Origin of the sequence: Galbibacter sp. BG1 (assembly GCF_013391805.1) — a bacterium.
In the GTDB taxonomy this organism is placed as follows: Bacteria; Bacteroidota; Bacteroidia; order Flavobacteriales; family Flavobacteriaceae; genus Galbibacter.
In genome coordinates this window covers 1,410,764-1,426,072 of sequence record NZ_CP058364.1, presented here as the reverse complement: position 1 = coordinate 1,426,072, position 15,309 = coordinate 1,410,764, and the positions used below count along the sequence as shown (strand labels likewise).

15 protein-coding genes are annotated in these 15,309 nt (G+C 37.6%); 6 read left to right on the top strand and 9 right to left on the bottom strand.

Going from position 1 to position 15,309, the window contains the following annotated elements; translation table 11 throughout:
* Window positions 1–62 precede the first annotated feature (62 nt).
* From msrA to rsmI, 6 genes are all read right to left on the bottom strand, one after another.
* A complete protein-coding gene (msrA, locus tag HX109_RS06275; RefSeq protein ID WP_178950336.1) occupies window positions 63–617 on the bottom strand; it encodes a peptide-methionine (S)-S-oxide reductase MsrA in 555 nt (184 codons plus the stop codon).
* Window positions 607–1,065 carry a peptide-methionine (R)-S-oxide reductase MsrB gene (gene msrB / locus HX109_RS06270; protein ID WP_178950335.1) on the bottom strand — a complete coding sequence of 153 codons (459 nt, stop codon included), beginning with the start codon at window positions 1,063–1,065 and terminating at the stop codon, window positions 607–609. Before msrB ends, msrA begins: the two co-directional genes overlap by 11 nt.
* A gap of 226 nt (window positions 1,066–1,291) precedes the next feature.
* Window positions 1,292–2,980 carry a single-stranded-DNA-specific exonuclease RecJ gene (gene recJ, locus HX109_RS06265; protein WP_178950334.1) on the bottom strand — a complete coding sequence of 563 codons (1,689 nt, stop codon included), beginning with the start codon at window positions 2,978–2,980 and terminating at the stop codon, window positions 1,292–1,294.
* Window positions 2,981–2,994: 14 nt separating this feature from the next.
* Window positions 2,995–3,420: an OsmC family protein gene (locus tag HX109_RS06260; RefSeq protein WP_178950333.1), complete on the bottom strand. Its 426-nt coding sequence runs from the start codon at window positions 3,418–3,420 to the stop codon at window positions 2,995–2,997.
* 72 nt (window positions 3,421–3,492) lie between these two features.
* A complete protein-coding gene (locus HX109_RS06255) occupies window positions 3,493–4,065 on the bottom strand; it encodes a uracil-DNA glycosylase family protein (protein WP_178950332.1) in 573 nt (190 codons plus the stop codon).
* Window positions 4,062–4,733, bottom strand: coding sequence for a 16S rRNA (cytidine(1402)-2'-O)-methyltransferase (rsmI, locus tag HX109_RS06250; RefSeq protein ID WP_178950331.1), 672 nt, complete (start codon window positions 4,731–4,733; stop codon window positions 4,062–4,064). Before rsmI ends, HX109_RS06255 begins: the two co-directional genes overlap by 4 nt.
* Before the next feature lie 115 nt (window positions 4,734–4,848).
* Between rsmI and HX109_RS06245 the strand changes: the two genes are divergently transcribed.
* Entirely contained in the window at window positions 4,849–6,177 is a 1,329-nt protein-coding gene (locus HX109_RS06245) for a M24 family metallopeptidase (protein WP_178950330.1), read from the top strand.
* Window positions 6,178–6,373: 196 nt separating this feature from the next.
* On the opposite strand, the gene HX109_RS06240 is transcribed toward HX109_RS06245, so the two are convergent.
* The gene (locus HX109_RS06240; RefSeq protein WP_178950329.1) at window positions 6,374–6,748 is read right to left on the bottom strand and encodes a DoxX family protein; all 375 of its coding nucleotides are present in this window, start codon (window positions 6,746–6,748) and stop codon (window positions 6,374–6,376) included.
* Between the two features lie 54 nt (window positions 6,749–6,802).
* Complete coding sequence (locus HX109_RS06235) at window positions 6,803–7,507, bottom strand: hypothetical protein (protein ID WP_178950328.1); 705 nt, start codon at window positions 7,505–7,507, stop codon at window positions 6,803–6,805.
* 276 nt (window positions 7,508–7,783) lie between these two features.
* Between HX109_RS06235 and HX109_RS06230 the strand changes: the two genes are divergently transcribed.
* The gene (locus HX109_RS06230) at window positions 7,784–8,467 is read left to right on the top strand and encodes a thymidine kinase (RefSeq protein WP_178950327.1); all 684 of its coding nucleotides are present in this window, start codon (window positions 7,784–7,786) and stop codon (window positions 8,465–8,467) included.
* A complete protein-coding gene (alr, locus tag HX109_RS06225) occupies window positions 8,433–9,536 on the top strand; it encodes an alanine racemase (RefSeq protein WP_178950326.1) in 1,104 nt (367 codons plus the stop codon). The genes HX109_RS06230 and alr overlap by 35 nt, the downstream gene beginning before the upstream one ends.
* An 860-nt stretch (window positions 9,537–10,396) precedes the next feature.
* Here alr and HX109_RS06220 read toward each other — a convergent pair.
* A complete protein-coding gene (locus HX109_RS06220; protein ID WP_255462791.1) occupies window positions 10,397–10,732 on the bottom strand; it encodes a nucleotidyltransferase family protein in 336 nt (111 codons plus the stop codon).
* 447 nt (window positions 10,733–11,179) lie between these two features.
* Here HX109_RS06220 and mscL point away from each other — a divergent pair, with 447 nt between their 5' ends.
* The 3 genes from mscL (at window position 11,180) to HX109_RS06205 (ending at window position 15,252) form a co-directional block, all read left to right on the top strand.
* Window positions 11,180–11,602 carry a large-conductance mechanosensitive channel protein MscL gene (mscL, locus tag HX109_RS06215; protein WP_178950324.1) on the top strand — a complete coding sequence of 141 codons (423 nt, stop codon included), beginning with the start codon at window positions 11,180–11,182 and terminating at the stop codon, window positions 11,600–11,602.
* Between the two features lie 402 nt (window positions 11,603–12,004).
* The gene (locus HX109_RS06210) at window positions 12,005–12,994 is read left to right on the top strand and encodes an aspartate-semialdehyde dehydrogenase (RefSeq protein WP_178950323.1); all 990 of its coding nucleotides are present in this window, start codon (window positions 12,005–12,007) and stop codon (window positions 12,992–12,994) included.
* Window positions 12,995–13,092: 98 nt separating this feature from the next.
* Window positions 13,093–15,252, top strand: a complete 2,160-nt coding sequence (locus HX109_RS06205) for a prolyl oligopeptidase family serine peptidase (RefSeq protein ID WP_178950322.1) — start codon at window positions 13,093–13,095, stop codon at window positions 15,250–15,252.
* Window positions 15,253–15,309 lie beyond the last annotated feature (57 nt).

The following is a 15,309-nucleotide window of genomic DNA, read 5'->3' as shown; positions in this document are numbered from 1 at the left end:
GGCAGTTCCTTAGAAAACGTATCCTGTATGTCTAGTTTTAATTCTGTCAAATTTTATATTTCTTATTCAGATACCGATTTTTTCAATTTATCGGCATACATTTTACGGAGTTTGGTCAGTTTTGGTTCGATAACCACAGTACAATACCCTTGTTGTTTGTTGTTTTTATAGTAATCTTGATGATACTCTTCAGCATCGTAAAAGGTGCCCAACGGACTAATTTCAGTTACTATTGGATCGCTAAAATAGGATCCCATTTGCTTCACTACTTCTTCCGCAACTTCTTTCTGCGTTTCATTGTGGTAGTAAATAACCGATCGATACTGTGTCCCAACATCGGCACCTTGACGGTTTAGTGTTGTTGGATCATGACTTGTCATAAAAATTACCAACAAATCTTCATAAGTAACAATTTGCGAATTAAATGTAACTTGAACCACTTCTGCATGTCCCGTAAGACCTGAACATATTTCTCTGTATGTTGGCCTACCAGGAACATTACCTCCGGTATAACCAGACACCACTTTTTCTACCCCAGCAATTTCTTGAAAAACTGCTTCGGTACACCAGAAACAGCCACCACCAAAAGTTGCCAATTCATGTTTATTAGTTGTCATTTTCTTTTCTTTCCAATTTTATAGATTCAGAATTCACACAATATCTCAGTCCGCTTGGTTCTGGCCCATCGGGAAATACATGCCCCAAATGTGCATCGCAAGTGTTGCACATTACCTCTACACGCACCATCCCAAAAGAACTATCTTTTTCATACTTAATAGCGTTCTCTTTTATGGGTTGGGTAAAGCTTGGCCAACCCGAACTCGAATTATACTTTATGGTAGAATCGAACAACGGTGTGTTGCAACAAACACAATTGTACTGCCCCGCATCGTAAATGGAGCAAAGGTCGCCCGAATGTGCCATTTCTGTACCTTTCAAACGGGTAATTCTATATTGCTCGGGAGTGAGGAGCTCTTTCCATTCGGCTTCGGTTTTCTCCACCCTTCTATCGGGGGATGGATTTCCTTTTACCGAAAAACTTATAATATCTTTCCATGTTAGCATACTCAATTCTTTCTTTTTTAGATTCAAAATAGCAATCCTAAATTTAAGATAACTAGAACTATTATAGACGCTTTTTTCCTTAATTCCTTACAAATAGTGTATTTTCCACCAACCAGTGTTGCTATCTAATTTTCAACTGAATAATTCTGCTTAGGTTTTAAAGGAGAAACCACATTAAAAATATAATGTTGGCAATACTATAAAGAGCATTTGTAATTCTAGAATGCTATTTAATATCTTTTAACCTTAATTGAAGGGTTACATTACCGTTCCATTCATTTTCATCGAGGTTGAAGACTGCCGAGAATGAAGGTTGGCTTTTAATAACAGAAAGTTTTTCTCCCAAATTAAAGCCAATGCCACCAAACACCAAACTGCCATTTTGAGACACAGCAACTTTTAAATGTTTGTCGTCCTGCCCCACACATTTCGCATAGCCATTATCTTTTAATCCTTGTGTTAAAAAAACTGGAGAGAGGTTACCAGGGCCAAACGGGGCAAACTGCTTGAGAATGCGGTAGAATTTTGGAGAAATATCTCTCAGATCAATTTCCAAATCGACAGCAATTTCTGGAGTCAATAATTTTTTATCGATGGTTTCTGCGACCGTTTTTTCGAATTTAGCTTTAAAGGAAGCGTATTGTTCGGGCTTTAAGGTAAGCCCTGCAGCATATTTATGTCCGCCAAACTGTTCTAAACAGTCTTCGCAGGCTTCAATGGCATTGTAAACATCAAAACCCTTTACCGACCTTGCAGAAGCTGCCAATTTTTCACCACTTTTGGTGAAAACCAAGGTGGGGCGGTAATAGGTCTCGGTTAAACGAGAGGCCACAATACCAATGACTCCTTTATGCCATGCCTCATTGTAAACAACCGATGTAAAATTAGTTTCTTCCCTATTTTCTTCAATTTGAAGCAAGGCCTCCTGAGTAATTTGTTGATCTAAGGTCTTTCTATTCACATTGAAGTCTTCAATTTCTTCAGCAAAAAGAATGGCCGTATGGAAATCTTTTTCCGTAAGCAACTGTACGGCATGCAAACCGTGTTTCATTCTTCCAGCCGCATTTATTCGTGGGGCCACCACAAAAACCACATCGGTAATGGAAAGCTCTTTTTTTAATTGCTTTGTAATAGCTTTTATTCCTGGCCGTGGATTTTGGTTGATTACTCTTAAACCAAAATATGCCAAAACACGGTTTTCGCCGGTAATGGGAACGATATCTGCCCCAATAGCCGTGGCCACCAAATCTAGATAGGGCACCAGATCTAAAATAGTTTCCCCTCTTCGAGACCCCAAAGCCTGTATTAACTTAAAACCAACACCGCATCCGCAAAGTTCGTCGTATGGATAATCACAGTCTTCTTGTTTAGGATCGAGCACTGCTATGGCGTTAGGAATTACATCCCCGGGCCTGTGGTGATCGCAAATAATAAAATCGATTCCCTTTTCCTTGGCATATGCAACCTTTTCCACCGCTTTTATACCACAATCGAGCGCAATTATGAGGGTAAAACCATTATCGTCTGCAAAATCGATGCCTTGGTAAGATACTCCGTACCCTTCGTTGTATCGATCTGGAATATATGTTGCCACATTAGGATAGCTTTCCAATATATAAGAATACATCAAAGAAACCGCTGTGGTACCATCTACATCGTAATCGCCGTATACCAGTATATTTTCACCTTCAGCAATAGCTTTTTCAATTCTCGCCACCGCCTTATCCATATCTTTCATAAGAAAAGGGTCGTGAATATCGTCTAAAGATGGACGGAAGAATTTTTTTGCTTCTCCATAGGTAGAAATTCCGCGTTGTAAAAGTAATGTGGCAATAGTGTGGTCTACTCCCAAAGTTTGGGATAGCCCTTCTATTTCTTGCTTTTCGGGTACTGCTTTTACGGTCCAACGGGTCATTTAAAACGGCTGTTTTAGGAATTGTGAAAAATGGTTTCAATTTCCATTTCTGCAAACTTGCGGAACATTTCCATAACACCACAATATTTATCTATGGAAAGATCTACAGCGCGTTGCAATTTCTTTTCTGCCAAATCGCTACCATAAAAATGATATTCCACCTTAACTTTATGATAATACTTCGGGTGCTCATCCGTTAGTTCTGCATGAATATCTATCCTAACATCTTTTACCTCCAATTTCATTTTCTTAATCATTTGCGCTACATCCAACCCAGAACATCCCGCCAAGGCAGAAAGCATTAAAGCTTTTGGCCTTAAACCATCACCATTTCCGCCGTCATCCGGACTCGCATCGATTAACAGATCTCCAGCAGGATTGGTGGAATGAAATTGCATGTTTTGCTTCCAGGTGGTAATAACTGTATTGGTAGTCCCCATGATTGTTGAATTTAAAAATGAAGTTCAAAAATAGCAATTCTTCTTTGGAAAATATCGGTTTTGCAACTTTGCTTACTTCAAAACCTCTTGAACCCTCTGTTGAAGTACGGAAATTACTTCGCTTTCAAACCATTTGTTTTTAGCAAGCCAAAAGCGATTAGTTGGTGATGGATGCGGAATCGGGAAAATAGTGGGCAAAAACCGGTGGTAATTTTTTACGGTTTCTGTAAGGTTTTTGCGAAAATTCTGCTTCAAATAGGTTTTCTGTGCATATTGCCCAACCAAAATGGTAAGCTCTACTGATTGTAATTTGTGTAAAACCTGGTGGTGCCATTGCGGCCTACATTCTGGTCGCGGCGGCAGATCTCCTGTTTTGCCTTTTCCGGGATAGCAAAATCCCATAGGCAGGATAGCGATATTATTAGAGTTATAAAAAGTTTCTTCGGAAACTCCCAACCATTCCCGGAGCCTTTTTCCACTGGGGTCATCAAAATCCTTACTGCTAAGATGGGCCTTTTGACCGGGCGCCTGACTTACAATTAAAATTTTAGAGCTTACGGTTGCTCGTAGAATGGGGTTGGGCCCTAAAGGCAGAAAGTCCTTACAGATTTCGCAATTACTTATTTCTTTAAGGAGTTTTTTCATTTTTTACCTTCCACCACCACCACGATTTCTCCTTTGGGCGGTTTATTTTCAAAATGAGCTATTACTTCTGAAACCGTTCCACGAACTGTTTCTTCGTGCAATTTGGTAATTTCCCGCGAAACGGAAACGTTCCTGTCTTCCCCAAAATAAGTAGCAAAATCGCCAAGGGTTTTCAAGATTTTATGAGGAGATTCATAAAAAATCATCGTACGGGATTCTTCCGCCAAAAATTTAAATCGTGTTTGTCTCCCTTTCTTAACAGGTAAAAACCCTTCAAACACAAATTTATCGTTTGGGAGTCCGCTATTCACCAAAGCCGGGACGAATGCAGTTGCGCCAGGAAGACAATCTACCTCGATTCCCTTTTCAATACAAGCACGCGTAAGCAAAAATCCGGGATCGGAAATTGCTGGTGTCCCGGCATCACTTATAAGTGCCACTCTAGTACCCGACAAAATTCTATCGCATATGGCATCCACTGTCTTATGTTCGTTATGCATATGGTGACTTTGCATCGGGGTTTGTACCTCCAAATGCTTTAATAGTTTTCCACTGGTACGGGTATCTTCAGCAAGAATAAGATCTACTTCCTTTAAAACTCTAATAGCCCGAAGGGTAATATCTTCCAAATTGCCTATGGGCGTGGGTATAATGTATAGTTTAGACATGATGGTTCTTTCTAGGAAAGCAAGATACTAAGTATTTGTTATTTTAAAGGAATAGACATTCCCAATTGTTTTTCTAAATTTACGAGTGATAGCCAAAAACGATAATCCATATCCCATGAAGATAAAATACCTATTCTTGTTCATCGCAATCATTACTTATAATTTCCTTTTCTCACAATCCATTTTAAACGAAAGAGAGCGCGCCACCGTGGTTGATAGCATCTTAAAAGAAAGATTTAAAACTGTGCTCCCAAATTTAATGGACCGCACGGGTATCGATATGTGGATTCTTATTTCTAGGGAATACAACGAAGACCCCGTTTTAAAGACCATGCTTCCGGCAACTTGGCTTAATGCAAGAAGGCGCACCATCCTTGTTTTTTACCGTAACAAACAAAAAGACACTATTTACAAAATGGCGGTGGCACGATATAATTTCGGTGAAAACATTGTTTCTGCTTGGAATAAAGAAGAGCAACCAGATCAGTGGAAACGCTTGGTTGAAATAATAGAAAAGTTTCAGCCAGAGAAAATCGGACTCAATTATTCTACTCATTTTAATATAGCCGACGGTTTGGTAAAAACCGATTATGAAGAATTTATGGAAGTTTTACCCAAAAAATACAAGTCTCGTATTGTTTCTGCGGAAAATTTGGCAGTGGGGTGGATTGAAATGCGAACTCCACTTGAAATGAAATATTACCGACAATTGGTAGCGATTACTCAGGATATTATTGCAGAAGCTTTTTCTGAAAAAGTGATTACCCCTAGTAAAACTACAGCCTCTGATGTAGAATGGTGGATGCGGCAAAAAGTTACCGAACTCGGATTGGAAACTTGGTTTCACCCCACTGTCGACGTACAGCGAACTTCTGAAGATTTATCGGGTCACTTATACGCGTTTTCAGACAGACCTGCCGATGAAATAATACAACCAGGGGATTTGGTACACTGCGATTTTGGAATTACTTATCTGCGTCTTAACACCGATTGCCAACAATTGGCATATGTTTTAAAACCAAATGAGACCAAAGCACCAAAATATCTAGTTGATGCTTTGAAAAAAGGCAATAAGCTACAGGATATTCTTACCCATAACTTTAAAACAGGCCGAACTGGAAACGAAATTTTAAAAATGTCGTTGCAGCAAGCAAAAAGTGAAGGGTTGCGCCCCTCCATATACACGCATCCATTGGGAAGTTATGGTCATTCTGCCGGCCCCACTATTGGAATGTGGGATGCACAAGAAGGTGTGGAATGCGATGGAGATTATCCCCTTTATACAAATACGGTATATGCCATTGAACTAAACACCAAAGTCTATATTGAAGAATGGAAAAGGGACATTAGAGTAATGCTTGAGGAAGCCGGTTTTTATGGCGAAAACGGATTTGAATATGTAAACAAAAGGCAAACGGAGTTGTTGTTGATTCCTAGTAATTGACTGTAATTTTCCAAAAATGAAACGAATTATTCTTATTTTAATTTTTAGCTTAACTACAATAGCCTTCAAGAGCAATGTGACTCAATCTCTAAAGAAATTTTGGGAATTTTGAAAACCGATTGTAAACGCAAAAACAGAAACCATTGATGCGGTTAAAAGTTCATATTCTAAAAGTTAGAAACCATATCCAACCTTTCTACTTCCTTATAATCCATGGTCTTACCTGTTTTCCTAGAAAATAAGAGGCCATTAAAAGTACTAATGCTATAACTGCTCCCCCGCCTTCGCCATCTCCAGCCATATAATGAGCTATAAAGGCCAATAAAAAATTGAAGAACAGTCCGGCATAAGCCCACTCTTTCGCCACCCCTCTTATAGGAGCCAATAGAGCGATAATTGCTAAAGCCTTCCCGATGATTAAAATATAAACCAAATATGGCGGATAAGTAAAGTTTTCGGCCAACATTGTTTGAACCCCTTCAAAATTGGTGAGGTAATTAAAAATGGCAAATGCAAGAAATGCACATAAAAGTCCGGTAGTAATCCAATAAAAAATTCTTTTGATCTTCATAAAAATAATGGTTTAAAGTTATACATGATGGTTGGGGCAATAGGCAGTTATATATTAAGAAAATTTCTTTTCCATAATTTCCAGAAATCGCGCTTCATAAGGCTCTTTGCCTTCCCAATTGTTGTAATCTGGCTTTATCATATGCTGAATAAAATTCTGGGCCTCATCGAAGGAATTCATGGTGTTAATTTGAGAAATTACACGTATGTAATCTTCATTACTTCCATCAAAAAGATGTTTTACAAAAGCGAGCTTGTCATTAAGACCAATAGAGAATCCAGTTTTTAACCGGTCGTTTAAAGAAGAAGGTCTTTTTTCGGTCACATAGGTATTTCCATTGGGAATTTTTGGCGTTACTGTATCCATATCCCGCTTTACGAATGTAGTATCGGGCCTAAAATCGGCTAAAATATCTTCTAAGGTTTCTTCTTCCGGTTCTGGCATTTCTTCCACTAAATCTTTAATGGTATCCATTACTGGGGTCATAATAGCGTCTTCTTCTGCATTTGGGTTTGTTTCAGGTACGTCGGAATTTCCTTTTAAAACGGCATTTGCCAATTCCTCAAACTTCTCGGCCACTTCATTTCTTCCGGCAGTAGGTTGAAATTCCCCAAAATGCTCTTCCACATACTTCAAAAGCGTTAGTTTTTCGTAGAGCTTTTGGGCTTCCGCTTGGAGTGCATTAAGGTCGTCTTTCCCTTTCAATTTTAATACCCGGTGTGCAATACTTACTAATTCGGCTTCCAATTTCTTCTTCATAACTATAATTTCTTCAAGGTTTAAGGCAATTTATATCGAACATAGCAGGTTTTCCTCCCATATTCTCAACAAATATGGATAAAAGATAACTATTTTTTATTACTTCTCTTCCTAAAGTTTATTAAAGAAAAGTAAAGAGTTCCCCTTAAGTTTTAAAATTTCCTTTTTGTTGATATTATTTTTGCTTTCTTAAAACCAACTTTAAATATTTGCTTAAGTTTGTTTAGTTGTTTCTGAAAAGAACTTTCTATTCTTTTCCGCTTAGAAAATTACAAAATGTTTCTCGAAAATACAGTAAATCATAAAGAGCAATTCGGTTGGATAGAAGTTATCTGCGGATCTATGTTTTCCGGCAAAACGGAAGAACTGATACGCAGGCTTAAACGTGCCCAATTTGCAAAACAACGGGTGGAAATTTTTAAACCGGCGGTAGACGTTCGATATGATGATGAAATGGTGGTTTCGCATGATAGCAATGAAATTCGCTCCACTCCTGTGCCCGCCGCGGCCAACATAAGGCTTTTAGCCGATGGTTGCGATGTGGTAGGGATCGATGAAGCCCAATTTTTTGATGACGAGATTGTTTCGGTTTGTAACGACCTCGCCAATAAAGGCATCCGTGTAGTGGTAGCTGGATTGGATATGGATTTTAAAGGAAATCCATTCGGGCCCATGCCGGCACTCATGGCCACAGCAGAATATGTTACCAAAGTGCATGCCATATGTACCCGTACCGGGAACCTCGCCAACTACAGCTTTAGAAAATCTACCAACGATAAACTAGTTTTATTGGGCGAAACGGAAGAATACGAACCCCTGAGTAGGGCTGCTTTTTTTAAAGCCATGTTGCGCGAAAAGGTAAACAAAATGGAAGTAAAGGATCCCCAAAATATTTCTCCTAAAATGACTGTTAAAAAAACCGAGCATGACGAAAGTTCAGGAGACCACGCTAGAGGTTAATCTATCGGCTCTAGCACATAATCTTAATTTTTTACGTTCAAAAATTAATGCTACCACTAAACTATTGGCGGTAGTAAAAGCATATGCTTATGGCAGTGATGCGCAACAAGTTGCGCTGCGCTTACAGGAACTCAATGTAGATTATTTTGCTGTAGCCTATACCGATGAAGGGATTGCTTTGCGAAAAGTAGGGGTTACCAAGCCTATTTTGGTTTTGCACCCCTTGCCTATTCATTTTAACGAAATAATTTCTTATTGCCTAGAACCCAGCTTATACAGCTTTGCTGTTTTAAAGGCTTTTTTAAAGGCTTCTGAAAATGAAAAAGATTATCCCGTACACCTAAAATTCAATACAGGTTTAAATCGTTTGGGATTCAATTCGGAAGATGTTGTAGAAATTCAAACTACTATTAAAAACAAGGCCAATGTAAAAATTGCTTCGTTATTTTCCCATTTGGGAGCTTCTGAAGATTTATTGGAAAAAGACTTTACCCTTCAACAAATTGAAGACTTTAAGCAGTTGAGCACGCAACTTGTTTCTGGGTTGGACTACAAGCCTATGTTTCATATTTTAAACACCTCTGGAATTTTAAACTATGCAGAAATTGGGCAGTTCGACATGGTACGAAGTGGAATTGGGCTGTATGGCTTTGGAAACGATCCTAAATTCAGTAAAAATTTAAAACCTGTGGTGGCCTTAAAAAGTATTATTTCTCAAATACATGACATTAAACCCAATGAGAGCATCGGTTATAACAAAGGGCATATTGCAAAAACGGCGATGAGAACGGCTACCATCCCACTCGGTCACGCCGATGGCATTACCCGAATTTACGGAAAAGGAAAAGGGTTTTTAACCGTAAATGGAAAAAAATGTGCTATCGTAGGCAACGTTTGTATGGACATGCTTATGATAGATATTACTGGTGTTGACTGCAAGGAAGGCGACGAGGTACTGGTTTTTGGAGAAAACCCAACCGCCAGCGAATTTGCCGCTACCGCAGGGACTATTTCTTACGAATTAATTACTGCCATCTCCCAACGTATACGGCGCAAAGTGGTGAGTTAGACTTTAGTAGTGAAGAGATAGGTTTTTTAAGAGTTCTTCTTCGAAGATTCAGTGTTTAGAAAATCAAAATTTTAATCACATGTTCCTCGGGCTAATAAATCATTGCCACAATAATTAATCATCGATTAGCCCAACAAATTGTTAATAACTATTTTGATGTTATTTAGAATCGTTCTAAATAATAAGTGTCTTTGGTAAAATTAAATATGCGATTTTTATCAATACAAAATAAATTCCGCTAAATATTTGGTTTTGTTTATTGTTTTTTGTATTTTTATAAATTTTTACGTTTGTAACGCAAATTTACAAGCAAAAGGCTAGAGCTCCTTGGCCTTAATGTAAGGGGATTAATAATCCGAAAAAAGGCAATTATGTCTAACAAAAAACAACCACCATTGAAATGGTGGATAGTGTTCAAAGAAGAGATAAAGCTGGTTGTGCAAACCTTAATTGGCATTATCAAAATGTTAACTGTATAACTCTCTTCTACTCTAACCAGAATGGTTAGTTTTAATTATTTAAAAGAAAGACTTGTTGTTAGAGCAGCAAGTCTTTCATAATTATGACCGCAAATATAGCGCAGAGTTTTTGAATATCCTATCCATTTACAACATTTTAACATTTTTCGTCTTAATCATATTTTTATAAAAATTTTAAATCCAATTCTTTAAAAGATAAAACTGTTAGTTTTCACCATTATAAAAGTGAAATTACAGTTAACAAATTAACTAAACAGTGTCAGAGAGCAATAAGGTTTGCAGAACAAGCAGATTTATAAAAGGTTCCGTATCAATATCGTAAAGCCGTGTTATAGAATTCGCGATTAGTACTTTTATGTAATGAAGATTTCATTTAAAATATCAGATAGATATTTTTTGCTTTTTTCCGTCATAGATTAACACCTTTGTTGAATCAATACTTTTCTTGAGTATTGGATTTTTAATAGAAGTAATGGTAAGCAAATCTACTTTTCTTTGAAAAAATTGTTCAAATTTATCCCAAATGCTAATTAAGGTTTCACCTCGCTCAACGGGATCGTCTTTATCAATTTCAATAAGCAAATCGATTTCACTGGAATCTTCATTAAATTGGTCGGTTACAGAAGAGCCAAATGCATATAAATTCTTAACATTATGCGTTTTACATAAAGCTAAAAAATCTGACATTTTGTATTTAATAGATTCCTTTAAGTTCATAATTCTAATACAGTGTATTTTTTAATCCGTCATGTTGCCCTCATGCTATCAATAATTTATCCAAAATTCATTTGCTATTGTAGGTCGGTTTTAAAATAGAACGTAATAAGATTTGCAAACCCGTAATATTAGGCTCAGAAAAGAAAGCCATAAATTCTTTACTAATCAGCAACCGAATATTTTCTAACGATTATAAGGGATTTGATTTGAATCTAAAGCACACACAGTACTCTTTCCAAAAAAATTTCTATCTTTAATACCATTTATTAATTGATATTACTGTAAAAGAAAATGGATGATTTTTTCTTTTAGCTAAGAAGAAAATTACAGCATAGCCTGAGCTACGGTGTTATTTTATGATGAAGATAAAAGTAAAAAGACACATTTTGTTTCAGTAATATTGATGAGTAAATGGTATCAAAACACTAATCAACTAATTTTTAGCACATGGCGTTTTTTAAAGATTTTAAAGCTTTCCTCTTAAAAGGGGATATAGTTAATTTAGCGACCGCTGTAATTGTAGGTGGTGCCTTCGGAAAAATCGTAACCTCCTTTACCACAGATATTTTAATGCCTCCCATTGGAATGTTATTGGGTGGAGTTAAATTTTCTGAATTAAAAATTGTTTTAAAAGAAGCCGTCGTTCAGGGGGAAGAAGTTATTACGGAAGCCGTTACCGTTAATTACGGACTTTTTATCCAAACGATAATTGACTTTATAATTATTGGATTCTGTATTTTTATGGTTTTAAAAGCATATGAACGTACCAAGAAAAAAGAAGAAGAAGCGCCAGCAGCTCCAAAAGGGCCAACTCAAGAAGAGTTGCTTATAGAAATAAGAGACGAATTAAAAAAACAAAATACCAAATAATATACCTTGATCATCAGGGTGCATCCGCTACACTAAATTTTAACTAAACCATCCGGGAAACTGGATGGTTATTTTTTAGATGCCTAATTGGAAGCCATCCTGAACTTTCTCGCCCGCCAGACGGGTAGATCGAAAGATTGTTCACTAAATAAGTCTCTTGTCGTAAAGTCCCTTCTGTATGACGGGTTTAATTCAACTTGCAATTTTGATTTCTACATAAAGCAGGACATCAAAATAGAGTCTCATTAATTTTATAACAATTTGTTATATTTTTTTGATGTTTTTTATTTTGAGTTGTATAACTGTGAATATTAATTACTTTTGTCTTTCGAAATTTTTTAAATGAAAACGGGACTGCTTAAAGACCCGAAAAAAACACTGTAAAAGAATAAAAACATAAAAATGAAAATAGCTGTTGTAGGAGCTACCGGTATGGTCGGCGAGGTAATGCTTAAAGTTTTAGAGGAACGTAATTTTCCTATTGACGAATTGTTATTGGTTGCTTCAGAGCGATCGGTAGGCAAAGAACTTACTTTTAAGGGAAAAACGTATAAAGTAATTGGTTTGGCCGATGCGGTTGCTGCAAAACCAGATATTGCTATTTTTTCAGCAGGTGGTGGTACTTCTTTAGAATGGGCCCCTAAATATGCCGAAGCTGGGGTTACGGTTATCGATAATTCTTCCGCTTGGCGCATGGATCCATCTAAAAAACTGGTAGTTCCAGAGATCAATGCCAATGAACTTTCCAAAGAAGATAAAATTATTGCCAACCCAAATTGTTCTACCATTCAATTGGTAATGGCTCTGGCGCCACTTCATAAAAAATATAAAATGAAGCGGGTGGTTGTTTCTACCTATCAATCCATTTCTGGAACGGGTGTAAAGGCAGTTAAACAATTGGAAAACGAATTGGCAGGAGTAGAAGGCGAAATGGCCTATCCTTACCCAATTAACCGTAACGCTTTGCCACATTGCGATGTGTTTGAAGAAAATGGATATACCAAAGAAGAAATGAAATTGGCTCGTGAGCCTCAGAAAATATTAAGCGACAAATCGTTTGCGGTTTCTGCTACCGCTGTACGTATCCCTACTTCTGGAGGACACTCGGAAGCTGTAAATGTACAGTTTGAAAACGACTTTACATTGGCAGACATTCGTAGAACATTAAGTGAAACCCCCGGCGTAGTCGTTCAGGATAATCCCGACACCAACACTTACCCAATGCCTATCTATGCACACGACAAAGACGATGTTTTTGTAGGTAGAATAAGAAGGGACGAATCGCAACCAAACACCTTGAATATGTGGATTGTTGCCGACAACCTTCGTAAAGGGGCTGCTACCAATGCCGTGCAAATAGCCGAATATTTGGTAGAAAATAAGCTTGTATAAACCTCATATACTTAAAAATTGTTAAAAAGCTCTGAATCAACATCGGTTTAGGGCTTTTTTTAATTAAATTATCCTCGCTAATTAATCTAAAATTAAAGATGAGGAAACTAATTACTTTCGCAGTTGCTGCAGGGGTTTTAATCTCTTGTGATACTACCGAAAACAAAAAAGACTTAACATTGAAATATCCCGCTACCAAAAAAGTAGACACTGTAGACACCTATTTTGAAACTAAAGTAAAAGACCCCTACCGTTGGCTGGAAGACGATATGTCTGACGAAACAGCTGAATGGGTAAAAGCTGAAAACGAAGTCACTTTTGGCTATTTGGAGAAAATACCTTTTCGAAACGACCTCAAGCAACGATTGGAGCAACTTTGGAATTACGAGAAAGTCTCTGCCCCTTTTAAAGAAGGCGATTACACTTATTACTATAAAAACGATGGCCTCCAAAACCAATATGTGATTTACAGAAAAAAAACAGAGGAAGCCGAAGAAGAGGTTTTTCTCGACCCTAATACTTTTTCTGATGACGGAACCACTTCTTTAGGCGGCTTGAGTTTTTCTAAAAGTGGAAAGTTAGCGGCCTATTCTATTTCTGAAGGAGGAAGCGACTGGAGAAAAGTCATCGTTAAAGATGCTGAAACCAAAGAAATTATTGAAGACACGATTGTCGATGTAAAATTTAGCGGACTCTCATGGAAGGGGGAAGAAGGTTTTTTCTATTCTAGTTACGACAAACCGAAAGGAAGTGAGCTTTCAGCAAAAACCGATCAACATAAATTATATTATCATAAGTTAGGTACCCCTCAAAAGGAAGATCAACTTATTTTTGGAGGGACAGAAGAAGAAAAACACCGTTATATAGGTGGCAATGTTACCGAAGATGGTAGGTATTTGTTAATTAGTGCGGCCATTTCCACTTCTGGAAATAAATTGTTTTTAAAAGACCTAACAAAGGAAAACTCAGAGTTGGTTCCTATTATTGAAACTACCGAAAGCGATACTTATGTTATTGAGAACGAAGGTTCCAAGCTTTACTTGGTAACCAATCTAAACGCTCCCAATAAAAAAATAGTTACCGTAGACGCTTCTAATCCTTCCCCAGAAAACTGGGAGGATTTTATTCCAGAAACTGAAAATGTGTTGAGTCCGAATACAGGAAGCGGTTATTTCTTTGCTGAATATATGATAGATGCCGTATCACAGGTGAAGCAATACGACTACAGCGGAAAACTTATAAGGGATATAGATTTGCCAGGATTAGGCAGTGTTGGCGGCTTTGGAAGTAAAAAAGAAGATAAGGTAATTTATTATTCTTTTACCAATTACAACACTCCCGGAAGCATTTACAAATTTAACCCAGAGACCGGTGTTTCTGAAGAATATTGGCAGCCTTCAATAGATTTCGACAGTGATAAATATGAGTCCAAACAGGTATTTTACACCTCAAAAGACGGCACGAAAGTTCCCATGCTTATCACCTATAAAAAGGGAACGGAATTAAACGGTAAAAATCCGACTATCCTTTATGGGTACGGCGGATTCAATATCAGCTTAACGCCTTCTTTTAGTACAGCGATGGCCGTTTGGTTGGAGCAAGGTGGTGTTTATGCTGTTCCAAACCTTCGTGGTGGCGGGGAATATGGAAAAAAATGGCACAATGCGGGTACTAAATTGCAAAAGCAAAATGTTTTTGACGATTTTATTGCTGCTGCAGAATATCTTATCGATAACAAATACACTTCTTCAGAATATTTAGCTATTCGGGGCGGGTCCAACGGAGGGTTGCTTGTGGGAGCAACCATGACGCAAAGACCAGATTTAATGAAAGTAGCATTACCAGCTGTAGGAGTTTTAGATATGTTGCGTTACCATACATTTACTGCTGGAGCAGGTTGGGCATATGATTACGGAACTGCAGAAGACAACCCAGAAATGTTTGAATATCTTAAAAGCTATTCTCCACTTCATAACGTAAAAGCGGGAACTTCGTATCCAGCCACCTTAATCACCACTGGAGATCATGATGACCGTGTGGTTCCCGCACACAGTTTTAAGTTTGCGGCTGAACTACAAGAGAAGCAAAGTGGAGATAATCCTATTTTAATTCGTATTGAAACCAATGCAGGTCATGGTGCTGGAACTCCCGTAAGCAAAACAATTGATCAATACGCAGATATTTTCGGATTTACTTTTTATAACATGGGGTACGAGAAGCTCCCAAACAAAGCTGCTTTAAAAGAGTTTAAAGAGTAAAATAGCAACCCAAGTTTATATAATTCGTGTCTAACTGAGCCTGTCGAAATTTTAATT